The sequence below is a fragment of the Stenotrophomonas sp. SORGH_AS_0282 genome (assembly GCF_030818125.1).
GTDB classification, from domain to species: Bacteria; Pseudomonadota; Gammaproteobacteria; order Xanthomonadales; family Xanthomonadaceae; genus Stenotrophomonas; species Stenotrophomonas rhizophila_A.
In genome coordinates, this window is the sequence record NZ_JAUTAB010000001.1 from 1,612,594 (window position 1) to 1,638,731 (window position 26,138).

Consider the following 26,138-nt stretch of genomic DNA (forward strand, 5'->3'; position numbering starts at 1 on the left):
ACCTGGACGCGCCCGGCGCGGCCATATCGACATGTTCCTGGGAGGGTTTCGTGGATTTCAGTTTCACCGAAGAGCAGCTGATGCTGCAGGACGTTGCGCGCCGCATCGCGCAGGAAAAGATCGCGCCGAGCGCCGAGCACCATGACCGTACCGGCGAGTTCCCGCTGGACAACATCCGCCTGCTGGGCGAAAACGGCCTGATGGGCATCGAAGTGCCGGCCGAGTACGGCGGCGCGGGCATGGACCCGATTGCCTACGTGCTGGCGATGGTGGAGGTTGCCGCCGGCGACGCCGCGCATTCGACCATCATGTCGGTCAACAACTCGCTGTTCTGCAACGGCATCCTGACCCACGGCAGCGAGGCCCAGAAGCAGAAGTACGTGCGCGCCATCGCCGAGGGCGAGGCCATCGGCGCGTTCGCGCTGACCGAGCCGCAGTCGGGTTCGGACGCCACGGCCATGCGTTGCCGCGCGGTCAGGCAGGCCGACGGCACCTATGTGATCAACGGCAAGAAGAGCTGGATCACCTCCGGTCCGGTGGCCAAGTACATCGTGCTGTTTGCCATGACCGACCCGGAGCAGGGTGCGCGTGGCATCACTGCGTTCATGATCGACACCGACAAGGTCGGCTTCCACCGCGGCAAGACCGAGCCGAAGCTCGGCATCCGCGCCTCGGCCACCTGCGAGATCGAGTTCCAGGATTACGTGGCGGCGGCTGAAGACGTGGTGGGCAAGGAAGGCGAGGGCTTCAAGATCGCGATGGGCGTGCTGGACGCCGGCCGCATCGGCATCGCGTCACAGGCGATCGGCATCGCACGTGCGGCCTATGAGGCCACGATCGAATACGTGAAGGACCGCAAGGCCTTCGGCGCGGCGATCGGTACGTTCCAGATGACCCAGGCCAAGATCGCCGACATGAAGTGCAAGCTGGATGCAGCGCTGCTGCTGACCCTGCGCGCGGCATGGGTGAAGGGCCAGGGCAAGCGTTTCAGCAACGAAGCGGCCATCGCCAAGCTGACCGCTTCGGAAGCGGCGATGTGGATCACCCACCAGGCCGTGCAGATCCACGGCGGCATGGGTTACTCCAAGGAAATGCCGCTGGAGCGTTACTTCCGTGATGCCAAGATCACCGAGATTTACGAAGGCACCTCGGAAATCCAGCGCCTGGTCATCGCCCGCAACGAAACCGGCCTGCGCTGAGGCGGCTTCTCGCTGTACAGACCAAAGCATCGGGGCCCTATTGGGGCCCCGATTGCTTTTGGGGTGTCTGATTGCATGGTGTACCTGGGTACCGGGCTGCGCCCGGTAGCTTCATGCATCTGGGCGAACAGCCGTTGGCCACCGGTTTGCCGGAGTTGGCGAGCCGGTGCGGGTTTGCGGGGGGCGCCGTGAATCCGTCCCTGGAGGCTCTTGCGAAACATCCATGTTTCGCAAAGCCCCCGCAAACCCGCCCCGGCTCGCCTTTGAAAGTAGGCAGGAGGCCAAGGAAAAAGCACAGGGCAACGAGCCACGCCGGTAGGGTTGGTTCCCAAACAACCGCCGTGAAAATTTCCACGTTCGATAACGCATTGAACTGATCGAAGCAGGTGCAGGCATCGCCGGCACACCGGCTTTTCCCGTAGCAAGGATAGACCGCGCGCCTCACTCCGTTCCATGTCCATGCGCCACGGCGCCGATCTTTGCAATCGGTAGTCGTTCGGGAATCGACCCCACTCCTGCCTCATCCTCAGGAGCCACATCGGACCACAGGAGCCACATCGGACCACGCAGCACGCGTACGTCTCTTCCAGCGCTATCGCGGCACTTCGCATTCCAATGTCCGGCCGTTCCATCGGCAGATGATGGTTACCGGCAGGGTGCGATCCGCAACGTGTACGGGAACGCCAGAGACGTAGGCGGCATTGAGCCAATTGTTCAGCGTCTGCTCGTCGCTGAAAGTATACGCGCCCGCGAAATCGGGTCCCGTTTCAGGATCCGACGCGGCCCGATCGGGGATGGGGTTGCCCTCGGCATCCCTGCTGTGACCGTTCTGATACTTGGCCAGATCCACTGCATCCGTAGAAATCACCAGTCGTGTAGTGGACCCGTCCCGCCACGTGATCACATACGTAACGCTTTCAACGCCGGTCAGCCGGCTTCCCACGCTCATGATGATGGAGGTCATCGTGGGAGCCAAAGCGTTCCATACGGGATAGCGGGTGTCAGCCCCGCAGAATGCGGTGCCGATTCCCGCCTCTAGCCCCTTTCGGTGATCGGTCGAGATCACGACGTCGGAGGCCGTCAACGATTTGAAGGTATCTGGAAACGTGATTCCATTGGTATTACTCGGATCATCGGGATGTACCGGAACAATGACGCTGCGCCCGCGCGCTTGCGGCGGCAACTGCTCGGCCGATTCCCGGGCGGCTTCCATCAGGCGAAGCAGGCGGTGGAAGGAGTTGCTGATATCGTCGGGTACGGGTACGGGCAGCGCCCGGTAGCGCTTCAACTCGCGGTCGTACTCGACATCGTAGGCAAGCAGCTTCTTGCCGGACACATCAACGACGACAGTCAAGCCGACGCCCGAAGCGATGGCGGCCTGCCGGGGATCCGCGCAGTTCTCGCAGTTGATGACACCGGCTGCACGGGCAGCGGGTGCGGCAAACATTCCAGAGGCGATAGATGCGATGAGAAGAATCGCGTAGGTTTTGACTGACAAAGACATGGACCACTCCTTCGGTTGATGGAGTGTTGTTGTTACGCCCGATGAAGTCATAACGTTGCGCGACGCGTAGCAAATGCCGAATCTGGTGTCACACGCGACAACGCAAGGCGTTTGTAAGCCAGTGGCGCGTAGGAATTACGTCAACGGCTTTTCCCGTGGCACCGACCCGCCTAGCCAGAGATCGTCTCAGCCAGGCGCTGTTCGCACAAATGCATCAGCAGCCGGGCGACGCCCGGCAACACAGCAAGCGTGCAACCGCAAAAAAAAGGCCCCGGATCGCTCCGGGGCCTTTCGCGTTTCATTCAAACAAAGATCAACGATCCGGACGATGCGCTGCGGTGGCTTCGCCCTGGCGTTCCAGGAACTCCTTGGACGGTTCGTCCAGCTTGTCGCCCAGCATGCGGCGGACCACCACGAAGAACACCGGGATCATCAGCAGGCCCAGGAAGGTGGCGAATACCATGCCGCCGATCACGCCCGTACCGATGGCGTGACGCGCGTTGGCGCCGGCACCGGTGGAGATCGCCATCGGGATCACGCCCATGATGAACGCGAACGAGGTCATCAGGATCGGCCGGAAGCGCAGGCGCGAGGCTTCGATGGTCGCCTCGCGCAGGTTCTTGCCTGCTGCGCGCTGCTCCACCGCGAACTCCACGATCAGGATCGCGTTCTTCGCCGCCAGGCCGATCACCGTGATCAGGCCGATCTTGAAGTACAGATCGTTGGGCAGGCCACGGGCGAGCGAGAACGACAGCGCACCCAGGACGCCCAGCGGTACCACCAGCAGCACCGCCACCGGGATCGACCAGCTTTCATACAGCGCCGCAAGGCACAGGAACACCACCACGATCGACAGCACCAGCAGCAGCGTGGCCGCATTGCCCGCCAGGATTTCCTGGTAGGACATGCCCGACCAGTCATAGCCGAAGCCTGCCGGCAGGTCGTCCTGCACGATCCGCTCCATTGCCTGCATCGCTTCGCCCGAGCTCTTGCCCGGTGCCTGCGAACCGACGATGTTGATCGCCGAATAGCCGTTGTAGCGGCTCAGCGACGGCGGGGCGGACACCCATTCGGACTTCACCACCGTGCTCAGCGGAATCATCGCCGGCGTACCGTCGGCGTTGGTCTGCAGCGAACTGGGCGTGTAGAAGCTGTTCAACGACTCCGCACCGGTGCGGAACGGACCATCGGCCTGCATGGTCACGCGCTTGATTCGGCCCTGGTAGAAGAAGTCGTTCACGTATACCGGCGCCAGCATCAGCTGGATGGTGCTGTACACGTCCGACACCGACAGGCCCATCGTCTGCGCCTGCACGCGGTCCACGTGCAGCTGCAGCTGCGGCGCGTTTTCCAGCCCGTTCGGGCGCACGCCGGTGAGCAGTTCCTTCTCCTCGGCCGCCTTGCCCAGCAGGATGTTGCGCGCCTGCGTGAGCTGTTCGAAGCCGGCACCGCCGCGGTCCTGCAGCCACATGTCGAAGCCGCCGAACTGGCCCAGGCCCTGCACCGTGGGCAGGTTGACCACGAAGATCTGCGCCTCCTTGATGCCGTAGAACGCGCCGTTCATGTTCTGGATGAACTCGGGCACCGTGATGTCACGGTCCGCCCACGGCTTGAGCCGGATGAAGCCCATGCCCACGTTTTCGCCCGAGCCGACGAAGCTGAAACCGGCCACCTGCAGCATGCCTTCGAAGCCATCCTGCTTTTCCAGGATGCCGCGCATCTGCGCGAAGGTCGCATTGGTCTGCGCCTTGGTCGAGCCCGGCGGCAGCTGCACGATCGCCAGCGCATAGCCCTGGTCTTCTTCCGGCAGGAAGCTGCCCGGCATGCGGGTGAACAGGAAGCCGCACAGCACGGTGAGCACCACGAACAGGATCATCCAGCGCGGCGCATGCTTCACCGCCGAGGTGATGTGGCCCACGTAGGTGCCACTGACCTTGTCGTAATACTTGTTGAAGGTGCGGTAGACCACGTTCGGTTCGCCGTGCGTGGCCTTCAGGAAGGTCGCGCACAGCGCCGGGGTGAAGCCCAGCGCCAGGAACGCCGAGAACGCCATCGCGATGGCGATGGTCAGCGCGAACTGCTTGTAGATCTCACCGGCGGCACCGCCCTGCAGCGCCGACGGAATGAACACCGCCGCCAGCACCACGGTGATGGCCACCACCGCGCCGGTGATCTGGGTCATGGCCTTCTGGGTGGCGGCCTTCGGCGGCAGCTTCTCCTCGGTCATGATGCGTTCGACGTTCTCGATGACCACGATGGCGTCATCGACCACGATGCCGATCGCCAGCACCATCGCAAACAGGGTCAGCTGGTTGATGGTGAAGCCGATGATGCTCATGCCCAGGAAGGTGCCCAGCAGGGCGACCGGGATGACCAGCGTGGGGATCAGGGTGGCGCGGAAGTTCTGCAGGAAGATCAGCATCACCAGGAAGACCAGCACGATCGCCTCGATCAGGGTCTTGACCACTTCCTCGATCGAGATCTTCACGAACGTGGTGCTGTCGTACGGCGAGAACCAGGTGACCCCGGTCGGGAAGGTGGATTCCAGTTCATCCATCTTCGCGGTGACCGCGTTGGCCACGTTCAGGGCGTTGGCGCCCGGCAGCAGCTGAATCGCGAAGGCGCCGGTCGGCTTGCCGTTGTACTGGGTATCGAAGCCGTAGTTGTTGGCACCGAAGGCGATGCGCGCCACGTCCTTGAGCAGCACTCGCGAACCGTCCGCGTTGGCCCGCAGGATGATGTTCTCGAACTGGTCAGGCGAGCTGAAGCGGCCCTCCGCCGATACCGTGGCGGTGAAATAGTGGCCTGCCGGCGACGGATCGGCGCCCAGCGAACCGGCCGCGAACTGCACGTTCTGGGCCTTGATCGCCGCCAGCACCTGGGTGGCCGAGAGGTTGTAGCCCTGCATGCGTTCCGGGTTCAGCCAGATGTTCATGGCGTATTCGGAACCGAACTGCTGGGTGCTGCCCACGCCGGGAATGCGCGAGATCTGGTCGAGCACGCGCGAACCCACGATGTCGTTAAGCGCATCGCGGGTGATCGCTTCGCTGTCCGACTGCAGCGCCACCACCATCAGGAAGCCGGCGTTGGCCTTGGCCACCACCACGCCCTGCTGGGTCACTTCGGTGGGCAGGCGCGGCGTGGCCAGCGACACCTTGTTCTGCACCTGCACCTGGGCGATGTCCGCGTCGGTACCGGTTTCGAAGGTCAGGGTGATGGTCGCGCGGCCGTTGGAGGCCGACGAGGAGCTGAAGTACAGCAGGTGATCGATACCGGTCAGCTGCTGCTCGATCACCTGGGTGACCGACTTTTCGGTGGTGTCGGCGCTGGCGCCGGGGTAGGTGGCGCTCACCGTCACCTGGGGCGGTGCGATGCTCGGGTAGGACTCCACGCCCAGACCCAGGATCGAGATCACGCCCGCAAGCGAGATCAGGATCGCGACCACCCAGGCGAATACCGGGTGTTCAATGAAAAATTTAGGCATGACGGAAGGTCCCGTTATTGCTTGGTCGGTTCGGCAGCCGGAGCGCCATCGGAGGGCTTGGCGGCCGGATCAGCGGCGGCATCGGCCGGCGCGGTGCCCGCGGCAGCGGGGGCGCCCGCAGCCGGTGCGGCACCCGCTGCCGGTGCAGCACCCGCAGGCGCTGCGCCAGGTCCGTTGGCGGCGGTCGGGGTCCAAGGCTTGGCCGAGGCCGGCGAGCCTTCCTTGACCTTCTGCACGCCAGCCACGATCACCTGGTCGCCCGGTTCGATGCCGCTGCTGACCAGCCAGTTGCTGCCCTGCTGGCCTTCGGTGACCACGTTCTTGCGCACCACCTTGCCATCCTTGCCGACCACCATCACGAAGCCGCCGGTGGTGTCGCGCTGCAGGGCCTGCAGCGGGACGAGGAACGCATTTTTGCGCTCACCCAGTACGGCCTGGAAGCTGACGAAGGCGCCCGGCAGCAGGATCTGCTGCGGGTTGGGCAGTACCGCGCGCAGGGTCACCGCGCCGGTGGACGGGTCGACCACGGCCGAGGAGTAATCCAGCGTGCCCGGCTGGTCGTACATCGTGCCGTCGGACAGCTTCACCTGCACGGTCGACTTGCCATCGCCGCTCAGCGACACCGCGCCGGCGGCCTGCGCACGGCGCAGCTGGGTCAGCTCGTCGGAGCTCATCGAGAAGTTGACGAACAGCGGGTCCAGCTGGTCCACGGTGGTCAGCAGGGTAATGTCGCTCTGGCCGACCAGCGCGCCTTCGGTGACCTGCTGCTTGCCGGCGCGGCCGGCGATGGGCGAGGTGACCTGGGCGTAGCCGAGGTTGATCTTCGCATTGGCCAGCGAGGCCTGCGCCTGCTGCACGGCGGCGGCGGCGGTGCGCTCGGTGGCTTCGGCGGCGTCCAGGTCGGACTTGGAGACGAACTGCTTGGGGGCCAGCGAGCGGGCGCGCGCGGCGGCGGCCTTGGCATTGGCATAGGTAGCCTGGGCCGACGCGAGCTCAGCCTGCGATGCATTCAATGCGGCCTGCAGCGGCGCCGGGTCGATCAGGAACAGCACCTGCCCCTGTTTGACGTCCTGGCCTTCCTGGTAGACGCGCTTGAGCAGCACGCCCGGCACGCGGGCGCGCACGTCGGCGCTGCGGTACGGCGACAGGCGGCCCACCAGCTCACGCTGCAGCGGCAGCGTATCGGCCTTGGCTTCGATCACGCCCACTTCCGGCGGCGGGGGCGTCTGTTGTTCCGGCTTCTTGCAGGCGGTCAACGCAACGGCGACAGCGCACGTCAGGGCGAGGGTGCGGAGTGGGGCGATCATCAGGAGAAACTCCGGTGTTGGTTTGAATGCGGTAAGCGGATCGCCTCGGGCGCAGCGAACGCGCGCAGGAAACTGTCCACGGAAAATTCGGCCCACCGGCGCCGCTGTGACGCGTCGGCACGATGGGGGGTGTGAAAGCGCTGCTTCTCGAAATCCTGTCCCGCGATCATGCTCAATAGCAGTTCAGCCATGAAGTGCGGGTCGTCATGGCGCAGAAGCGACTCCTGGATGCGATGTTGGATCCATTCAGCAAGGTGAAAAGTCAACGCCTCCGCCCCATCCCGATACAAGGAACGTGCCTCATCGGGAAAACGGGCCGCCTCTCCGGCGATCAGCCGGCGGGTCTGGACCACGTGCGGCTCATTGAAGTGGTCCAGGTAGTCGAAGGCGAACTGCAGCAGGCAGCCGCGCAGGTCATCGCCTTCCAGTGCCCGAAGCCCGGCCGTGGCCCGGCACAGGTGCCGCTGCAGCACCCGGCGCAGCAGTTCCTGCTTGCTGCCGTAGCGGCTGTAGAGGGTCTGCTTGGAACATCCGGCCTGCTGGGCCACCGACTCCATGCTCAGCTGCATGCCCTGGGTGGCCATCAGATCGCGCACGGCATCGAACACGCGATGATCGCGCGCGTCCAGCAAGGCGGCGGCAGGGGCGGGGGAGTTCACGCGGTGGACTATACCGTCCAGTTCAGAATTGGAGAAGCGTTGTGTTTGGTACTGGCATGCGATGTAAACGCCACCCAACTGAAAAACCTTATTCCGTCCTGCAGCAAGGCCTTTTCATGCGGTAGGGCTACAATTTCATCTTTCCAACTGGGCAACACGCACCGCTCTGCCATGAAACCGCAAAAAACAGCAGCCAAGACCGTGAAAAAAACGACCAAACCAGCCGATACGCAGACTGTTTCACCAGTGGGCTTCTCGCTGGAACCGGTGTACACGGCCTTGCGCAAGCGTTACCCGGCGGCCGGGCAGGCCGAGGCAGTGGCGTTCGCCGCAGACTTCTACAAGCGCATGGAAGCGGACGAGTTCCCGCACCACACCGCTGAAGAATGGGCCGCACTGGCCGGCGACACCCTCGAATTCGCCCGCGTGCGCAAGGCCGGCAAGGCCAACGTGCGCGTGTTCAACCCGACCCTGAAGGCCAACGGCTGGGAATCTGCCCACACCGTGCTGCAGATCGTCAACGACGACATGCCGTTCCTGGTCGACACCGTGACCATGACCCTGGCCGAACATGGCGTGGGCGTGCACGTGCTGGGCCACCCGGTGATCCGTTTCACCCGCGACAAGGCCGGCAAGCTGTCGACCGTGGGCGAAGGCACCGCCGAATCGGTGATGCTGCTGGAAATCGACCGCCAGCCGGCCGACGCCATGGCCGATGTCGAACAGGCCATCGTCAAGGCGCTGGATGAAGTGCGCGCTATCGTCGGCGACTGGGAGGCCATGCGCAACAAGGCGCTGGCCCTGGCCGACGACCTCGGCACCCGCCAGCTGCCGGTCGACGACGCCTCGCGCGCCGAAGCCCAGGCGTTCCTGCGCTGGGCCGCCGAAAACCACTTCACCTTCTTCGGTTACCGCGAATACCGCGTGGAGAAGCAGGGTAAGGAAGACGTGCTGGCGCCGTTGAACGACACCGGCCTGGGCCTGATGCGCGGCAAGGACAAGTCCGCTGCACGCCCGGTCAAGACCTTGGCCGCACAGGGCCTCAACGCCACCACCGGGTTGAAGGACGCGCTGATCCTGACCAAGACCAATGCGCGTTCGCGCGTGCACCGCGCCGGCTACATGGATTACATCGGCGTGTTGGAATTCGACGCCAAGGGCAAGATCATCGGCGAGCAGCGCTTCCTGGGCCTGTTCACCTCCAGCGCCTACAACCGCCGCCCGTGGGAAATCCCGCTGGTGCGCCAGCGCCACGAATACGTGATGAGCAAGTCGGGCCTGGCTCCGGCCAGCCACAGCGGCAAGGCACTGCGCCACATCCTGGAAACCCTGCCGCGCGAAGAGCTGTTCCAGTCCAGCGAGGAAGAGCTGTACCGCACCGCCATCGGCGTGCTGGGCCTGCAGGAGCGCGTGCGCAGCCGCCTGTTCCTGCGCCGTGACAAGTACAGCCGCTTCATCTCCGCGCTGGTGTACCTGCCGCGCGAGCGTTTCAACACCGACGTGCGCCTGCGCATCGAGGCGATGCTCAAGGACGCGCTGCAGGGCGAATACGTGGACAGCTCGGTGGTGCTGGGCGAATCGCCGCTGGCCCAGGTGCACCTGATCGTACGCCCGAAGGCTGGCCAGACCCTGGAAGTGGATACCAGCGCACTGGAACAGAAGCTGGCCCAGGTGCTGCGCAACTGGCAGGACGACCTGCGAGAAGCGCTGGTGGCCCGCCATGGTGAAAGCGAAGGCCTGCGCATTGCCGCCCGCATCGGCAAGGCACTGCCGGCCGGTTACATCGAAGACTCCAGCACCGAAATCGCGGCCAACGACGTCAGCCAGCTCGACGCGCTGACCGGCCCGGACGACCTGCGCCTGAGCCTGCAGGCCGTGCACCGCGAAGAAGGCGATGGCCTGCGCCTGAAGCTGTACCGCCAGCTGGATGACATTCCGCTGTCGGACGCGCTGCCGATGATGGAAAACATGGGCCTGCGCGTGATCGCCGAGCGCCCGTACCGCCTGAGCGTGGACAACGCGCCGGTGTACGTGCAGGACTTCGAAGTGGAATCGCTGGCCGGCGCGATCGACGCTGCTGCCGCCGATGCCGCCTTCGGTGAAACCTTTGCCCGCGTCTGGCACGGCGATGCCGAGAACGACGGCTTCAACCGCCTGGTGCTGGCCGCTGGCCTGCATTGGCGTCAGGTTGCGATGCTGCGCGGTTACTGCAAGTACCTGCTGCAGACCGGCGTGCCGTTCTCGCAGGCCTACGTCGAAGCCACCTTCACCCGTTACCCGCTGCTGGCCCGCCTGCTGGTGGAGCTGTTCGAAGCCCGCTTCGACCCGGCCACCGGGCATGAGGACAAGGTCGCCATCGCCGACGGCCAGGCCGACCTGCGCGCGCACCTGACCGTGCTGGCCGGTGGCGACGAAGGCACCCTGAAGGTCATCAAGACCGTGGTCGATGCCCGCAAGGGCGACCGCAAGGCGCAGATGGACGCCGCGCGCGACGCGCTGGTCAAGCTGATGGACCGCGTGTCCAGCCTCGACGAAGACCGCATCCTGCGCAGCTTCATGGGCGTGATCGACGCCACCCTGCGTACCAGCTACTACCAGACCGATGCACAGGGCCGCCCGGGCCACGTGATCAGCTTCAAGTTCGATTCGGCGCTGGTGCCGGACCTGCCCAAGCCGCGCCCGTATCGCGAAATCTTCGTGTACGGCCCGCGCGTGGAAGGTACCCACCTGCGCTTCGGCGCGGTTGCCCGTGGCGGCCTGCGCTGGTCGGACCGTCGCGAAGACTTCCGCACCGAAGTGCTGGGCCTGGTCAAGGCGCAGATGGTCAAGAACACGGTGATCGTGCCTGTCGGTGCCAAGGGCGGCTTCTTCGCCAAGACCCCGCCGGCCAGCGGTGACCGCGACGCGGTGTTCGCCAACGGCGTGGCCTGCTACAAGCTGTTCATCCAGGGCCTGCTGGACATCACCGACAACATCGTCAACAACAAGATCGTGCCGCCGGTGGACGTGGTCCGCCACGACATGGACGACCCGTACCTGGTGGTGGCTGCCGACAAGGGCACCGCGACCTTCTCCGACATCGCCAACGGGCTGGCCATCGACCACGGCTTCTGGATGGGCGATGCGTTCGCTTCCGGTGGTTCGGTCGGTTACGACCACAAGGGCATGGGCATCACCGCGCGTGGCGCGTGGGAGTCGGTCAAGCGCCACTTCCGTGCGCTGGGCCGTGACAGCCAGACCCAGGACTTCACCACCGTGGGTGTCGGCGACATGTCCGGCGACGTGTTCGGCAACGGCATGCTGCTGTCGCGCCACATCCGCCTGCTCGCCGCGTTCGACCACCGCCACATTTTCCTGGATCCGAACCCGGACGCGGCGACCTCGTTCGTCGAGCGGGAGCGCATGTTCACCGTGCCGCGTTCCAGCTGGGCCGACTACGATGCGAAGCTGATCAGCAAGGGCGGCGGTATTTACCCGCGCACGCTGAAGTCGATCGAGATCACCCCGCAGGTGCGTGAGGCGCTGGGCCTGGACGACAACGTCAAGGCGCTGTCGCCCAACGACCTGATGAGCGCCATCCTCAAGGCGCCGGTGGACCTGCTGTGGAACGGCGGCATCGGCACCTACGTCAAGGCCGCGACCGAGCAGCACAGCGACGTCGGCGACCGCGCCAACAACGCGCTGCGCGTCAACGGTGGCGAGCTGCGCTGCAAGGTGGTGGGCGAGGGCGGCAACCTGGGCATGACCCAGCTGGGCCGCATCGAAGCTGCCCAGGCTGGCGTGCTGCTCAACACCGACTTCATCGACAACTCGGCCGGCGTGGATACCTCCGACCACGAAGTCAACATCAAGATCCTGCTCAACGATGTGGTGCGGGCCAAGAAGCTGACCGTGGACGCACGCAACAAGCTGCTGGCGTCGATGACCAACGAAGTGGCCGACCTGGTGCTCAATGACAACTACCGCCAGAACCAGGCCCTGAGCCTGATGGAGCGGATGGCGGTCAAGCGCCTGGGTTCCAAGCAGCACTTCATCCGCACGCTGGAAAAGCAGGGCCTGCTGGATCGCCAGATCGAGTTCCTGCCGACCGATGCCGAGCTCTCCGCACGCAAGGCGCGTGGCCAGGGCCTGACCCGCCCGGAGCTGTCGGTGCTGCTGTCGTATTCCAAGCTGGTGGCGTTCCAGCAGCTGCTGGAATCGGACATCCCGGAAGACCCGTACCTGTCCAAGGAACTGCTGCGTTACTTCCCGACGCCGCTGCAGAAGAAGTACGCCGATGCGATGGAGCGTCACCGCCTGAAGCGCGAGATCATCGCCACGGCCGTGACCAACCAGACCATCAACCGCATGGGCGCCACGTTCCTGATGCGCATGCAGGAAGACACCGGCCGCACCATCGCCGAGGTCGCCAAGGCCTACACCATCAGCCGCGAAACGCTGGATGCACGTGCCCTGTGGGCGCAGATCGATGCGCTCGACGGTACCCTGCCGGAGTCGGTGCAGATCGATGCGCTGGAAGTGATCTGGAAGCTGCAGCGTTCGTTCGTGCGCTGGCTGCTGTTCCGCCCCGGCGCGATGCCGGGCATCACCGAGGCGGTGAACCGCTACCAGGCCGCGTTCAACGACATCCGCGAAGCCTCCGGCGTGCTGCCCGATTCGCAGCGCCCGGCCTACGAGGCCAGCGTGCAGGAGTGGAAGGAGAAGGGCCTGCCGCCGGCTCTGGCGCAGCAGCTGTCCGAGCTGCAGTTCCTGGAACCGGCGTTCGACATCATCGAACTGGCGCGTACCCGCAAGCTCAAGCCGGTGGACGTGTCCAAGGTCCACTTCCGCCTGGGCGACGCGCTGCAGCTGCCGTGGCTGTTCGAGCAGATCGACGCGCTGGAGGTCAATGGCCGCTGGCACGCCGTGGCCCGTGGCGTGCTGCGCGACGAGCTGGCCGCCCATCACCGCAACCTGGCCGCCCAGGTGCTGTCGATGAAGGGTGGCAGTGCCGAAGCCAAGGTCGCGGCCTGGATCGGCCGTGACGACAGCAGCCTGCGCTTCACCCTGTCGATGCTGCAGGAGCTGGCCGAGCAGAAGACGCTCGACTACCCGACGGTCTCGGTGGCGGTACAGCGCCTGGGCCAGCTGGCAGCGCACGGCGCGTAACCTGCGCTGATGCGTGAAAGCAAAAGGCCCCGCCATTGGCGGGGCCTTTTTGTTGGCGCTTCGATCCGGTTTGAACGTCGGGACGTTTGTTGCGGGCTTGGGTATCCGGGTTCGGAGGCTTGGGCCGCGCTGCGCGCGGTGTCCGGCCAACGGCCGGGGCTACGAATTGCTGAGGGCCCATGGGGATCTGGATAAATCCACGTGGGCTCCGGACGCGTTTCGGTAGCGCCGGCCGTTGGCCGGCCCTGGGAACGCCGAAGGCGGCCGATCACCTGCACGAACCGGTATGCTTCGCGGGTATCTCCGGTGGATCTTTTATGACCGACACCCCCCGCATCGCGTTCCTTGCCAGCAACACCGAGGCGGCCCAGTCGGCCCGCGCGGCCGCGGTGGCACGCTATGGCGACCACGCGCCGGACGCTGCCGAGGTGCTGTGTCCCCTGGGCGGCGACGGTTTCATGCTGCAGACCCTGCACCGGCATGGGCATCTTGGCCTGCCGGTGTTCGGCATGAAGCTGGGCACCGTGGGCTTCCTGATGAACCAGTACAGGGCCGAGGACGACATCCAGGCGCGCATCGCCCGTGCCGAGCCGGCCAACCTGCGCCCGCTGGAAATGCTGGCGCTGACCGAATCGGGCACCACCACCGGCTCGCTGGCCTATAACGACGTGTCGCTGCTGCGCCAGACCCGCCAGGCCGCGCACATCGGGGTCGACCTCAATGGCCAGGAGCGGGTGGCCGAGCTGATCGGCGATGGGGTGCTGGTGGCGACCCCGGCCGGCAGCACCGCCTACAATTACTCCGCACACGGCCCGATCCTGCCGCTGGGCTCGCACACCATCGCACTGACCCCGCTGGCGCCGTACCGGCCGCGGCGCTGGCGCGGCGCGATCCTGAAGGCCGATACCGAAGTGCGCTTCCGCGTACTGGACCCGTACAAGCGCCCCGTCAGCGTGACCGCCGATTCGCACGAGACCCGCGACGTGGTCGAAGTGACCATCCGCGAGTCGCGCGAGCGCCGGGTGACCCTGCTGTTCGATCCGGAACACAACCTGGAAGACCGGATCCTCAGCGAACAGTTCATGTTTTGAAGGATTTTTGACCGCCATGGGCGACAACACCCCCCGTTTGCTGACCGTTGCCGTGACCTCGCGCGCGCTGTTCGACCTGGAAGAGGGCCACGCGCTGTTCGAGGCCGAAGGCGTGGACGCCTATGCCGAGTACCAGCGCAAGCACGAGGACGACGTGCTGCGCCCCGGCGTGGCGTTCCCGGTGGTGCGTAAGCTGCTGGCGCTCAACCAGGGCCAGTCGCCGGAATCGCCGCGGGTCGAGGTCATCCTGCTGTCGCGCAATTCAGCCGATACCGGTCTTCGCATCTTCAATTCCATCCAGCATTACGACCTGGGCATCATCCGCGCCACCTTCACCGCCGGCGAGCCGACCTGGCCGTACGTGAAGCCGTTCGGGACCGATCTGTTCCTGTCGGCCAACCCGGAATCGGTGCGGCGTGCGCTGCGGCATGGCATCGCCGCGGCCACGATCCTGCCCAAGCCGCACGGCGAGACCCTCGCCGCGGCCGAACCGGTCGACATGAGCCAGCCGCTGGGCCAGCTGCGCATTGCCTTCGATGGTGACGCGGTGATCTTCGGCGATGAAAGCGAGCGCATCTCGCGCGAGCAGGGCGTGGAAGCGTTTGGCCGGCACGAGCGCGAAAACGCCCGCGAGCCGCTCAGTGGCGGTCCGTTCCGCAACTTCCTGTCGGCGCTGCACACCCTGCAGGCCGTGTTCCCGTCGGGCGAGGATGCGCCGATCCGTACCGCGCTGGTCACCGCGCGTTCGGCCCCGGCCCATGAGCGGGTGATCCGCACGTTGCGCGAATGGGGCGTGCGCCTGGACGAAGCGCTGTTCCTGGGCGGCCGCCACAAGGGTCCGTTCCTGGAAGCGTTCGGCGCGGACATCTTCTTCGACGATTCGCAGCACAACATCGACAGCGCCCGCCAGCACCTCAGCGTGGCCGCCGGCCATGTACCGCACGGCGTGGCCAACGATTGACGGCGGTCACGACCAACGGTCGTGACCTACCGGTCGGGCGGATACATGGGTAGGTCACGACCGTTGGTCGTGACACCGACTAATCGAGCGGCAGCTCGATATTGACCAATTTCCAGCGCAACCCCTGCCGCTGCAGCACGAACACCACCGGCGCGCCCTGCGCCGTATGGGTGGTGGCGGTGAATCGTGACGTGGACTCGAACCGGTGCGTCGCGGCCTCAAGCGGCCGCGCCGCCCGTGGCGCCGCGTAGGCGTCATTGCTCTCCAGGTCATTGCTGGCCCGCTTCCACAGCGTATGGCCTTCCATCAACGCCCCGATCCCGGTCGGCGTGACCATCGCATCCACCGCCGTGCCGCTGAGCTTCTGCCCGGCGGTCAGCAGCAGCGCGCCGACCAGGTTGGACTGCACGTCCGGCCCGGCGCGGCGCACCACGTAATCATCCAGCTGCGCGCGCAGGTTGGCGCGCAGCATCGGGAAGTCCACGTAGCGGTCCAGCTGGGAGGTATCGCGCTGCTCGATCGCCCCGGCCAGCCCGCGCAGGGTCAAATAGGGCCCGCTGACCAGCCAGCCTGCCAGCAGCACCACGACAAGCCCCAGCAGAAGAAGCAGCTTTTTCATGCCGCCAGCTTGCCGCAGCCCACGTCAAGGCGGGGTAGAGTGCTCAAAACTCCAGATCCAGCGCCGCGCACAGATAATCAACAAACGGCCCCAACGCCACCAGATCCTTCGCCAGCGTCTGCCGCAGCTTCGGCCCGGTCATGGTCGCATCATCCAGCGAGCGCCAGAACACCCAGTTGCGATGCTTCAGGTCGTCGATGAATTCGAAATCCGGCTCGAACCCACGCGGCGCCCGCACCAGCTTCTCGCTTTCCTCGAAATCGAACTTCTTCCGCAGCGCCGGCGCATGCGCCGCCGCCTTCCACGCGCCGGGATTGTCCACGATGAAATGGCGCACCTTGCGCTGGGTGGCCGGCTCGGGATGCCACAGGCCAGCGCCAACGAAGCACCCGCCCGGTTGCAGGTGGATGTAGAACGACGGCGCCGGTACCTGCTTGCGCCGCTCATGGAACAGCCGCGCGCCCTGCCAGGTCTTGTACGGCGACTTGTCGTTGGAGAAGCGCGCATCACGGTAGATGCGGAACAGCGAGCCGCCCACGCCGCGCGGGTCGGCGCGGAAGTGCCCGCTCACCGCCGCCAGGTCCGGCTGCAGGTCGCTGATCAGCTGCAGGAACGGCTGGCGCACGTGCTCCTCGTACTTCGGCTTGTGCGCGTTGAACCAGGTCTTGTCGTTGTTGCGCGCCAGCCCGCGCAGGAAGGTGAAGCTGGCGGGAGTGAAATAGGTGCTCACAGGCTCTGCTCCAGATCGGTGCCCCAGTCGCGCAGGTGCTGCAACAGGGCAAGTTTGGCCGGGTCGGCGGCATGCTCCAGCGCCAGCGTGTCCAGCTGCGCGCGGAAGTCGGGCAGGGTCTGCTCGCCCAGCCCGGCATCGCCGAGCAGGCGCTGCCGCCGGTAGTCGTTCCAGCGCCCGCGTTCGCCGGCATCCAGCGTCTGCGGGTGGTTGCGCGCGCGGTAGCGGAACAGCAGCTCCGGCATGCGCGGGTCTTTCAGCCGCTCGGCGAAACCGGCCAGCTCGGCCGGCGGGCTGGTGCGCAGGCGGGACATCAGCGCCTTGTCGCCGTCGGCCAGGAAGCCGTCGTACAGCGATGCATCCACATCGCTGACCGTGGCCACGCGCTCGCCGCCGTACACCTGCCGTACCTTCTCGACCAGCGCCGGGCCAGCCTCGCGCACGCGCGCGGCATTGGCCTCCACCGTGGCGACGTCGATGCCCAGCCGGGCATGGTCGGACGGGCGCAGGTGGTTCCAGGCCACCAGCGCGGGCACCTTGTTCAAGTGCACTTCCTTGAGCGGTACGCGCTGTTCGCCCTCGGCCAGGTCGGCGGCGCGCGTGTACAGGCGCGCGGCCAGCGTTTCGGCCGGCAGGGCCAGCAACCCATCGATGTCGCCTTCCAGGTCCAGCGCGATGACCCGGTTGTTGATGTACGGGTGGCGCGCGATCGGCATCACCGGCGCGGCGCACATGCGCTGGGCCGGGTAGCGCATGGAGATGTGCAGCACCGGCTGCATCGCGTCCACGTCAAGCAGGCTGCCGACGAAGCGCTTGTCGCGCAGCTTCAGGGCGTAATCCCACAGCCGGGGTTGGGCCTGCTTGAAAAGACGCGCCATGCCGATGGTGGCGTGCACGTCGGACAGTGCCTCGTGCGCGTCGCCCTGGCGCACGTCGTTGGCCAGCGCCAGGTGCTCAAGCTTGAACGAGGTCGCGCCATCCTCGCGCTGCGGCCAGGCGATGCCGTCCGGCCGCAGCGCGTGCACCAGCCGCAGCATGTCCAGCAGGTCCCAGCGCGAGTTGCCGTTGCGCCACTCGCGTTCGTAGGGATCGAAAAAATTGCGGAACAGGCCGTGGCGCACGAACTCGTCGTCGAAGCGCAGCGTGTTGTAGCCCAGCGTGCAGGTGCCCGGGCGCGCCATCAGGTCGTTGATCCGCGAAAACGCCTCGGCTTCGCTGACCCCTTCGGTCAGCGCATGCTGCGGGGTGATGCCGGTGATCAGCGTGGCAATCGGCGAGGGCAGCAGGTCGTCGGCCGGCTTCACGTAGAAGCTCACTGGCGCGTCGATCATGTTCAGGTCGGCGTCGGTGCGGATCGCGGCGAACTGCGCCACGCGGGTGCGGCGCGGGTCCTGGCCGAAGGTTTCCAGGTCGTAGAACAGGAAGCTGTCGGCCATCAGTGCGCGCCCTCCAGCACGGTCAGCTGTTGGTGCACCGCGCGTTCCAGCGCGGCCCAGTCGATGTGCTCCAGGCTGTCGTGGCCGGCGGTGGCCGTTTCCAGGATGCGCCGCTGCAGCTCGGTGCGTTCCAGCGCCACCGCGTACGGCGTGTGCAGGAAGGTCACCATGGTGTAGTGCGGCACGAAGCGGGTGGGCCAGCGCGCCTGCAACTGCTGCTCCAGCTCGCGCTGCAGCAGGAAGGCCGGGTCGGCCACGCGGTCGCGCATTTCCAGGTAGTTTTCCAGCGCCATCTGCTGGATCGCTTCGGCGTTGGGCTTGCGCTCGGCCTCGAAGGCGGCGAAGGCCTGGGCCAGCGAATCCTGCTCCAGCAGGTTGCGGGCCAGCGCCACGCAGTCCTCGAACGCGCAGTTCATGCCTTGGCCGTGGAACGGCACCATGGCGTGGGCAGCATCGCCGAGCAGCACCGCACGGCCCTGCAGGTGCCACTGGCGCAGGTGCAGGGTGCCGAGCAGGCCGGGCGGGTGTTCTTCCCAATCGCGGCGCAGGTTTGGAATCAGCGCCAGCGCATCGGGAAAATCGCGCGCGAACAACGCCTCGGCTTCGGCGCCGCTGTTGGTGGTGGCGAAGCTGGGGTTGCCTTCGTTGGGCAGGAACAGGGTGACGGTGAAGGTGCCTTCGTCATTGGGCAGCGCGATGCACATGTAGTTGCCGCGCGGCCAGATGTGCAGGGCATTGGCCTCGATCCGGAAGCCGCCGTCGTCGGTGGGCGGGATTTCCAGCTCCTTGTAGGAGTGGTCGAGGAACTCGATGCGCTCGTCCAGCGGGTGCTTGCGGTTCATGGCCGCGCGCAGCGCCGAGCCGGCGCCGTCGGCGCCGATCAGCGTATCGAAGCGGATGTCGTGCGGATGGTCGGTGCGGTCATCGATGAAGCGCGCATAGCCGGCATCGAAATCCACGGTGTGCAGGCGGCGGTGGAAGTGCACTTGCGCCCCCGCATCTTCGGCCAGCTGCAGCAGGGTGGTGTTGAGGTCCTTGCGGTGGATGGACCAGATCACTTCACTGTCGTCGCGGCCATAGCGCTGCAGCTGCGGCGCGCCCTGGCGCGGGTGCACCATGCGGCCGCGCATCATCACCGCCTTGGCCATCACCGCGTCTTCGACCCCGGCCTGGCGCAGCGCGTTGCGGCCGCGTTCGGCCAGGGCCAGGTTGATCGAGCGGCCGGACTCGTAATCGGCGATGCGCGGATCGCCGCGGCGTTCGTACAGGGTGATCCGCCAGCCCTGGCGGGACAGCAGGATGGCCAGCAGGGAGCCGGCCAAGCCTGCGCCGATGATGCTCAGGGAGCGATGGGGGGTAGCGATCAAGGCGGTTCCGCGCAGGGGTGGGGGAGGGCGGCTTACAGGCCGGCCCAGGATTCCACTTCCTCGACGAAGTGGTGCAGGTCAAGGTAGCGGTTGTACAACGGGGTGGGCGAGATGCGGATCACATCGGGTTCGCGCCAGTCGCCAAGCACGCCCACGGTCTGCAGGTATTCGAACAGGTTGCGGCCGCGCTCGCGGCCGGCCACCACGCGCAGCGACAGCTGGCAGCCACGGCGTTCCGGCTCGCTGGGGGTAAGCACTTCAAGCACGCCGGGCAGGCGCGCGCGGACCAGCGCATCAAGCAGGCCGGTGAGCTGGAGCGACTTGTCGCGAAGGGCCTGGATACCGCCGGCCTTGTCGATCACGTCAAGCGCGGCCCGCAGCGGGGCCAGGCCCAGCACCGGCGGGTTGCTCAGCTGCCAGCCTTCGGCGCCCACCGCCGGCACGAACTGCGGGGCCATCTTGAAGCGGGTGGCTTCCTCATGCCCCCACCAGCCGGCGAAGCGCGGCAGGCTGGTGTCGCGGTGGTGGCGTTCGTGCACGAAGCAGCCCGCCACGGCACCGGGGCCGCTGTTGAGGTACTTGTAATGGCACCACACGGCGAAGTCCGGCGCGATGTCGTGCAGCTGCAGCGGCACGTTGCCGACCGAGTGGGCCAGGTCGAAGCCGACCCGGGCGCCCTGCAGGCGGGCCATGCGGGTGATCGCATCCAGGTCGAATACCTGCCCGCTGCGGTACTGGACCCCGGGCCACAGCACCAGCGCCAGGCGCGGCCCGTGTTCGGTGATGGCGCGTTCGATGGCCTGCAGCGAGATCGTGCCGTTGGGCTCATCCGGCTGGACTTCGACCAGGTCGGTGGCCGGGTCGAAGCCGTGGAAGCGGAGCTGCGATTCCACCGCGTGGCGGTCGGTCGGGAAGGCGCCCGCCTCCATCAGGATCACCGGGCGTTCGGCGCTGGGCCGGTAAAAGCTGACCATCATCAGGTGCAGGTTCACGCTCAGCGTGTTCATGGCGACCACTTCGCTGGGCAGGGCGCCCACTACCTCCGCCAGCTGCCGATTGACCAGGCGGTGGTAGCCCAGCCACTGGGTGTCACCGGTGAAGTGGCCTTCCACGGCGAGCGCGCCCCATTTGTCCATGACCTCCTGTACCGCCGCCTTGGCCCCGCGCGGCTGCAGGCCCAGCGAATTACCGACGAAATAGGTCTGGTCGCGGTGGTTGTGCTGGGGGAAGACGAATTCAGCGCGCAGCGCACGCAGCGGGTCGGCGGCGTCCAGGGCGGTGGCATGGGTGCGGCTGAGGAGCTCGGACATTGGACGATAGATGTTGTCTGTGAAAACACAGTTTATCTATCTGTTTGCCCTATGGGATGAATCCGACATAGGGGCCGAAAACGGCGTGGCATGGCGCCAGATAGCCGGTTTCGGTCCAAATCAGGTCGCCGGCAACGGATCCACATGCCCACACGCGTCGCACGTGCGCAGGTCCAGGGATGCCTGGTATTCGGCAAACACCTTCGGCAGGTCGGTCTCGATGTTCTCGAGGGTGAAAAACACCTCGTACAGCTTGTGGTTGCAGCGCTCGCAGAACCACATCACGCCGTCGCGCTCGTGCGCCAGCCGCTTGCGCTCGACCACCAGGCCGACGCCGCCGGGCGGGCGGCGTGGCGAATGCGGCACCTTGCCCGGCAGCAGGAAGATCTCGCCGGCGCGGATCGGGATGTCGCGCACCGCGCCGTCTTCCTGCACCTTCAGCAGCATCTCGCCTTCCAGCTGGTAGAACCACTCCGGGCCTTCGTCGTAATGGAAGTCGGTGCGGCTGTTCGGCCCGCCCACCACCATGATGATGAAGTCGCCGTTCTCGATCATCTTGTTGCCCACCGGCGGCTTGAGCAGGTGGCGGTTCTCTTCGATCCAGCCCAGCAGGTTGATCGGGGGCGCAAGCATGGCGATGGGTTCCTGCAGGAAGGGTCAGTCGCGCCGGCCGTGGCGCGGAACGTAGGAGAGCGCCTTTTCGTAGGCCGGCTGCAGTTCCTCGGGACTGCCCACGTCGATGCCCATCTCGCGCACCCGGCCGTCCTTCAGGCTGTAGACCCAGCCGTGCACCATCAGCTTCTGGCCACGCGCCCAGGCGTCCTGCACGATGGTCGAGCGGCAGGCATTGACCACCTGCTCGATCACGTTCAGTTCGCACAGCCGGGCGTGCTTCAGTTCCGGCTCTTCGATCGCATCCATGATGGCGGCATGCTTCTGTGCCACATCGCCCACATGGCGCAGCCAGTTGTCGGCCAGGCCCACGCGGGTATTGTTGAGGCTGGCATGCACGCCGCCGCAGCCGTAATGGCCCACGATCAGGATGTGCTTCACCTTCAGCTGGTCCACCGCGTACTGGATCACGCTCAGGCAGTTCAGGTCGGTGTGCACCACCACGTTGGCCACGTTGCGGTGCACGAACACCTCGCCCGGTGCCATGCCGATGATCTGGTTGGCCGGCACGCGCGAATCGGAACAGCCGATCCACAGGTATTCCGGGTGCTGCTGCTTGGCCAGCTGGTGGAAGAACTCGGGGTCTTCCTTCTCGATCCGGTCGGCCCAGTCGCGGTTGTTCTGCAGCAGCTTGTGGATGTCTTTCATCAGTGCGGTACCTCAAGTTTCCAGCGCATCCACTGCGCCAGCTCATGCGAAGGAGGGGAATCGAGGGCCGACAGCGCGTCGATCACGCCGTGCTGGTTGGCCTGGGGATGGTTCTGGCTCAGTTTGAGCTTGATCTGCACCTGCTGGGCGCGGAAGCGGAAGCCGATGATGCCGGCCAGCATGCGCCGCTGACGCGGCTCGATCGGCAGCAGGTCCCAGTCGCCGCCGACCTGCGCCTCGTACCTGGCGCTGAGCCGGTCCAGCATGTCGATCAGGGCGTCCGGATCGGTCACCGGTTCCAGCGTGCCGCGCAGTTCAGCGGCCGCGTAGTTCCAGGTCGGTACGCGGGCCTGGGCCTCCTTGTCCGGGTACCAGCCCGGCGACACGTAGCCGTGCGGGCCGTGCACCAGTATCAGCGCGGGACCGGCGTGGCCGGCCTGCGGGTTGGGCCGGGCCCAGTGGCCTTCGATCAGGATGTCATCGCCGTCGCGCCTGTACACCACCGGCAACAGGGTTACCTGCGGCAGGCCGCCGCTGCCGGTGGTGACCACGGTGACGAACGCATCGCGTTCCAGCAGGCGGTCCAGCCAGGCCAGGTCGGTCTCAACGAAGTCGGCCGGGATGAACATGGTCGGCTCAGGCGCGCGCGCCGAGGCTGACCACCATGTGGCCGCGCAGCGCGTCGTCGCTGTCGGCCTGGGGCGGGCTCACTTCGTGCAGACTGAAGCCGCGGATCAGCGCGTCTTCCTCGTCCAGGCCATCAAACGCCACGAACTCGGCGTCGAACAGCTGCGAACGGGCAGTGTCCTCGCTGTCGTAGCTGAGGGTATTGCCGTCGCTGTCGAGCACTTCGGCGGTGCCGCCCGGGCGGACCCGCAGGCGCGCCCAGATCAGGGTGTTGCCCAGGCTGGCGAGGAACCACTGGTCGTGGTGGGCGGTGATGTCAGTCATGTCAGTACCATCGAAAGCAGCCAGAGCAGGGCGGCCATGCCCAGTCCGGCCAGCAGGGTGAGCAGCGACAGCCAGGCCGGCGTGGCCAGCCCCGAGAGCGAACGGTCGGGGGTGTCGCGGTAATCGCGGCCGAGCAGCCAGCGCAGCGCGTCCGGGCGCAGGAAGGCACCACTGCCGAAGCGGTCGGCCAGGGCAGGGTGGCGGTCGCGGATATGCACCAGCGTCAGCGGCCAGAAGATCACGAAGGCACTGAACCCGGCGATCGCCACGCCGACGAAACACAGCGCGAAGAACAGGGTCATGGGCGTGCCTCCGTGGGAAGAATCAGAACTCGGCGCTGCCCGGTGCGCGCGGGTAGGGGATCGCATCGCGGATGTTGCCCAGCCCGCACACGTACACCACCAGGCGCTCGAAGCCCAGCCCGAAACCGGCGTGCGGCACCGAGCCGTAGCGGCGGAAATCGCGGTACCAGCCATAGTGGGCCGGGTCCAGGCCGAACTGGGCCATGCGCGCGTCCAGCACGTCCAAGCGCTCTTCGCGCTGGCTGCCGCCGATGATCTCGCCGATGCCCGGGGCCAGCACGTCCATCGCGGCCACGGTCTTGCCGTCGTCGTTCAGGCGCATGTAGAAGGCCTTGATGTGCTCGGGGTAGTTGGTCACCACCACCGGACGGCCGATGTGTTCCTCGGTCAGCCAGCGCTCGTGCTCGGTCTGCAGGTCCAGGCCCCATTCGACCGGGAAGTCGAACTTCCTGCCGGAATTCTGCAGCAGCTTCACCGCTTCGCTGTAGTCGATCTGCTCGAACGGCGCATTGATGAAGTCTTCCAGCTTCTTGACCGCGTTCTTGTCCACGCGCTCGGCGAGGAAGGCCAGGTCGTCGCCGCGCTCGTCGAGCACCGCGCGGAACAGGTACTTCAGGAACTGCTCGGCCAGGCGCGCGTCTTCGGCCAGGTCGGCGAAGGCGATTTCCGGCTCGATCATCCAGAACTCCGCCAGGTGGCGGGTGGTGTTGGAATTCTCGGCGCGGAAGGTCGGCCCGAAGGTGTACACCTTGCTCAGCGCCAGGCAGTAGGCCTCGACATTGAGCTGGCCGGACACGGTCAGGAAGGTTTCCTTGCCGAAGAAGTCGCGGCTGAAATCGACCTCGCCCTGCGCGGTGCGCGGCAGGTTCACCATGTCCAGCGTGGAGACGCGGAACATCTGCCCGGCGCCTTCGGCGTCGGAGGTAGTGATGATCGGGGTGCTGATCCAGTTGAACCCGTTCTGGTGGAAGAACCGGTGCACGGCCTGGGCCAGGCAGTTGCGGATGCGGGTGACTGCGCCGAACAGATTGGTGCGCGGGCGCAGGTGGGCCACTTCGCGCAGGAACTCGGCGCTCATCGGCTTGGGCTGGATCGGGTAGGTCAGCGGGTCTTCGACCAGGCCGACGATCTCGATGTCGCTGGCCTGGATCTCGAACGACTGGCCCTTGCCCTGGGATTTGACCAGGGTGCCGCGGGCGATGACCGAGCAGCCCGGGGTCAGCGCCTTCACCGCGTCGAAGTTGCCCAGGGTGTCATTGGCCACCACCTGGATGGGGGCGAAGCAGGAGCCATCGGTGACATTGACGAAGGCAAGCGCCGCAGACCCGCGCACCGTACGCACCCAGCCCCGTACTGTTGCCTCGCCGCCTTCCGGGATCTTCCCGGCAAGCGCATGTTCAACGCTGACCACCGTCATGACTTGAATCCTCTGTTGATCGACTCGATCTCTGAACGAGGAGTTTAACGGTTGCAGCGTTCTGCTTGCGAGGCATTTCTGACTGGGCCGTGGACCTATAATGTGTCCCATCTGCTGGAGTCGTCCGTCATGGCTGTCACCCTTACCCCCGTTGCCTTCAACCGCGTCCAGAAGTTCGTTGCCCAGAGCGAGGGTGCCCTGGGGCTGCGTTTCGGCGTTACCCGTACTGGTTGCTCGGGCTGGGGCCACATCACCGACCTGGCGCGCGATGAGCGCCCCGGCGACACCGTGTTCGAGCAGGAGGGGGTGCGGATCTACGTGGACGCCGACAGCCTGGCCCTGGTCGATGGCACCGAAATCGACTTCGGCAAGCAGGGGCTGAGCGAAACCTTCACGTTCAGGAACCCGAATGCTACCGCCGAGTGCGGCTGCGGCGAGAGCTTCACCACCGAGGCCGACAAGGCCTGAATCCGGCCCTGATGCCCCCGCGGCGCCCCCTGGCTTGCCCGGAACCGCTTCTGCTGCGATAATGCGCGGCTTCCTGCCTGATTCCTGGCAGGACCCTTGCTCCACCGCGTTCACCTGCGGGGGGCTGTCCGGCCCGAAAGGGCCACATCCGAAAGGTAAATACACATGAGTCGTCATTACGAAGTCGTGTTCATGGTCCACCCGGACCAGAGCGAGCAGGTCCCGGCCATGATCGAGCGCTACAAGGCGCTGGTCGAAGCGGGCAACGGCACCATCCACCGTCTGGAAGACTGGGGCCGTCGTCAGCTGGCCTACCCGATCCAGAACCTGGTGAAGGCCCACTACGTCATGCTCAACATCGAAGTTGACCAGGCCGTGCTGAACGAACTGACCGAAAGCTTCCGCTTCAACGACGCCGTGCTGCGCAACCTGGTCATCGTGCGCCCGGGCGCCGACACCGAGCAGTCGCTGATCATGAAGAGCAAGGACGAGAAGGGCGACAAGCCCGAGCGTGGTGAGCGTCGTCGTCGTGATGACGAAGAAGGCGAAACCACCCCCGCCGCTGACAACGATGCCGGCGACGACGCCGCTTCGGCCGCTTAAGGAGCACTGACATGTCCAAGTTCTTCCGTCGCCGCAAGTTCTGCAAGTTCACGGCCGAAGGTGTCAAGGAGATCGATTACAAGGATCTCAACACCCTGCGCCAGTACCTCACCGAGAACGGCAAGATCGTGCCGAGCCGCGTGACCGGTACCAAGTCGAAGTACCAGCGCCAGCTGGCAACGGCCGTCAAGCGCGCCCGTTTCCTGGCCCTGATTCCGTACACCGACAACCACGACGTCTGATGAAGGCCGGCGACCCCGGT

At 66.0% G+C, this 26,138-nt stretch carries 22 protein-coding genes; 7 read left to right on the forward strand and 15 right to left on the reverse strand.

Going from position 1 to position 26,138, the window contains the following annotated elements; translation table 11 throughout:
• Positions 1-50: 50 nt before the first annotated feature.
• Positions 51-1,199 carry an acyl-CoA dehydrogenase family protein gene (locus QE395_RS07100; protein WP_095362744.1) on the forward strand — a complete coding sequence of 383 codons (1,149 nt, stop codon included), beginning with the start codon at positions 51-53 and terminating at the stop codon, positions 1,197-1,199.
• A gap of 592 nt (positions 1,200-1,791) precedes the next feature.
• On the opposite strand, the gene QE395_RS07105 is transcribed toward QE395_RS07100, so the two are convergent.
• From QE395_RS07105 to QE395_RS07120, 4 genes are all read right to left on the reverse strand, one after another.
• On the reverse strand, positions 1,792-2,703 hold the full coding sequence (locus tag QE395_RS07105; RefSeq protein ID WP_095362743.1) for a hypothetical protein: 912 nt from the start codon (positions 2,701-2,703) through the stop codon (positions 1,792-1,794).
• 313 nt (positions 2,704-3,016) lie between these two features.
• Positions 3,017-6,187: a multidrug efflux RND transporter permease subunit gene (locus tag QE395_RS07110; protein ID WP_068852926.1), complete on the reverse strand. Its 3,171-nt coding sequence runs from the start codon at positions 6,185-6,187 to the stop codon at positions 3,017-3,019.
• 14 nt (positions 6,188-6,201) lie between these two features.
• On the reverse strand, positions 6,202-7,494 hold the full coding sequence (locus QE395_RS07115) for an efflux RND transporter periplasmic adaptor subunit (protein ID WP_249832757.1): 1,293 nt from the start codon (positions 7,492-7,494) through the stop codon (positions 6,202-6,204).
• Positions 7,494-8,153 (reverse strand): TetR/AcrR family transcriptional regulator, encoded by a 660-nt coding sequence (locus QE395_RS07120; RefSeq protein WP_068852919.1) that lies wholly within the window; start codon positions 8,151-8,153, stop codon positions 7,494-7,496. The genes QE395_RS07115 and QE395_RS07120 overlap by 1 nt, the downstream gene beginning before the upstream one ends.
• A 171-nt stretch (positions 8,154-8,324) precedes the next feature.
• Here QE395_RS07120 and QE395_RS07125 point away from each other — a divergent pair, with 171 nt between their 5' ends.
• From QE395_RS07125 to QE395_RS07135, 3 genes are all read left to right on the forward strand, one after another.
• Positions 8,325-13,301: an NAD-glutamate dehydrogenase domain-containing protein gene (locus tag QE395_RS07125; RefSeq protein WP_095362741.1), complete on the forward strand. Its 4,977-nt coding sequence runs from the start codon at positions 8,325-8,327 to the stop codon at positions 13,299-13,301.
• A 317-nt stretch (positions 13,302-13,618) separates the two neighbouring features.
• Positions 13,619-14,392, forward strand: a complete 774-nt coding sequence (locus QE395_RS07130) for an NAD kinase (protein WP_068852913.1) — start codon at positions 13,619-13,621, stop codon at positions 14,390-14,392.
• A gap of 16 nt (positions 14,393-14,408) precedes the next feature.
• Entirely contained in the window at positions 14,409-15,353 is a 945-nt protein-coding gene (locus tag QE395_RS07135; protein WP_068852910.1) for a 5'-nucleotidase, read from the forward strand.
• Between the two features lie 79 nt (positions 15,354-15,432).
• Here the strand turns inward: QE395_RS07135 and QE395_RS07140 are convergent, their stop codons facing one another.
• The 11 genes from QE395_RS07140 to asnS all read right to left on the reverse strand — a co-directional run bounded on the left by QE395_RS07140 (position 15,433) and on the right by asnS (position 24,805).
• Positions 15,433-15,972: a DUF2939 domain-containing protein gene (locus QE395_RS07140; RefSeq protein WP_095362740.1), complete on the reverse strand. Its 540-nt coding sequence runs from the start codon at positions 15,970-15,972 to the stop codon at positions 15,433-15,435.
• Between the two features lie 43 nt (positions 15,973-16,015).
• Positions 16,016-16,702 (reverse strand): DUF2461 domain-containing protein, encoded by a 687-nt coding sequence (locus tag QE395_RS07145; RefSeq protein WP_095362739.1) that lies wholly within the window; start codon positions 16,700-16,702, stop codon positions 16,016-16,018.
• A complete protein-coding gene (gene sbcB, locus QE395_RS07150; RefSeq protein WP_095362738.1) occupies positions 16,699-18,138 on the reverse strand; it encodes an exodeoxyribonuclease I in 1,440 nt (479 codons plus the stop codon). The genes QE395_RS07145 and sbcB overlap by 4 nt, the downstream gene beginning before the upstream one ends.
• A complete protein-coding gene (locus QE395_RS07155) occupies positions 18,138-19,505 on the reverse strand; it encodes an NAD(P)/FAD-dependent oxidoreductase (protein WP_095362737.1) in 1,368 nt (455 codons plus the stop codon). The genes sbcB and QE395_RS07155 overlap by 1 nt, the downstream gene beginning before the upstream one ends.
• Before the next feature lie 32 nt (positions 19,506-19,537).
• Positions 19,538-20,815 (reverse strand): kynureninase, encoded by a 1,278-nt coding sequence (kynU, locus tag QE395_RS07160; protein WP_093532543.1) that lies wholly within the window; start codon positions 20,813-20,815, stop codon positions 19,538-19,540.
• Positions 20,816-20,935: 120 nt separating this feature from the next.
• Positions 20,936-21,448 carry a 3-hydroxyanthranilate 3,4-dioxygenase gene (locus tag QE395_RS07165; RefSeq protein ID WP_093532544.1) on the reverse strand — a complete coding sequence of 171 codons (513 nt, stop codon included), beginning with the start codon at positions 21,446-21,448 and terminating at the stop codon, positions 20,936-20,938.
• Positions 21,449-21,472: 24 nt separating this feature from the next.
• Positions 21,473-22,135, reverse strand: coding sequence for a carbonate dehydratase (can, locus tag QE395_RS07170; RefSeq protein WP_068852892.1), 663 nt, complete (start codon positions 22,133-22,135; stop codon positions 21,473-21,475).
• The gene (locus tag QE395_RS07175; RefSeq protein WP_249832751.1) at positions 22,135-22,764 is read right to left on the reverse strand and encodes an FMN-binding negative transcriptional regulator; all 630 of its coding nucleotides are present in this window, start codon (positions 22,762-22,764) and stop codon (positions 22,135-22,137) included. Before QE395_RS07175 ends, can begins: the two co-directional genes overlap by 1 nt.
• A 7-nt stretch (positions 22,765-22,771) precedes the next feature.
• Positions 22,772-23,086, reverse strand: coding sequence for a hypothetical protein (locus QE395_RS07180; RefSeq protein ID WP_068852887.1), 315 nt, complete (start codon positions 23,084-23,086; stop codon positions 22,772-22,774).
• Positions 23,083-23,388, reverse strand: a complete 306-nt coding sequence (locus tag QE395_RS07185; RefSeq protein ID WP_093532547.1) for a hypothetical protein — start codon at positions 23,386-23,388, stop codon at positions 23,083-23,085. The genes QE395_RS07180 and QE395_RS07185 overlap by 4 nt, the downstream gene beginning before the upstream one ends.
• Before the next feature lie 22 nt (positions 23,389-23,410).
• A complete protein-coding gene (asnS, locus tag QE395_RS07190; protein ID WP_093532548.1) occupies positions 23,411-24,805 on the reverse strand; it encodes an asparagine--tRNA ligase in 1,395 nt (464 codons plus the stop codon).
• A 129-nt stretch (positions 24,806-24,934) separates the two neighbouring features.
• Here asnS and QE395_RS07195 point away from each other — a divergent pair, with 129 nt between their 5' ends.
• The 3 genes from QE395_RS07195 (at position 24,935) to rpsR (ending at position 26,118) form a co-directional block, all read left to right on the forward strand.
• The gene (locus QE395_RS07195) at positions 24,935-25,273 is read left to right on the forward strand and encodes an iron-sulfur cluster assembly accessory protein (protein ID WP_093532549.1); all 339 of its coding nucleotides are present in this window, start codon (positions 24,935-24,937) and stop codon (positions 25,271-25,273) included.
• Positions 25,274-25,438: 165 nt separating this feature from the next.
• Entirely contained in the window at positions 25,439-25,876 is a 438-nt protein-coding gene (gene rpsF / locus QE395_RS07200) for a 30S ribosomal protein S6 (protein WP_093532550.1), read from the forward strand.
• 11 nt (positions 25,877-25,887) lie between these two features.
• A complete protein-coding gene (rpsR, locus tag QE395_RS07205) occupies positions 25,888-26,118 on the forward strand; it encodes a 30S ribosomal protein S18 (RefSeq protein WP_002804494.1) in 231 nt (76 codons plus the stop codon).
• Positions 26,119-26,138 lie beyond the last annotated feature (20 nt).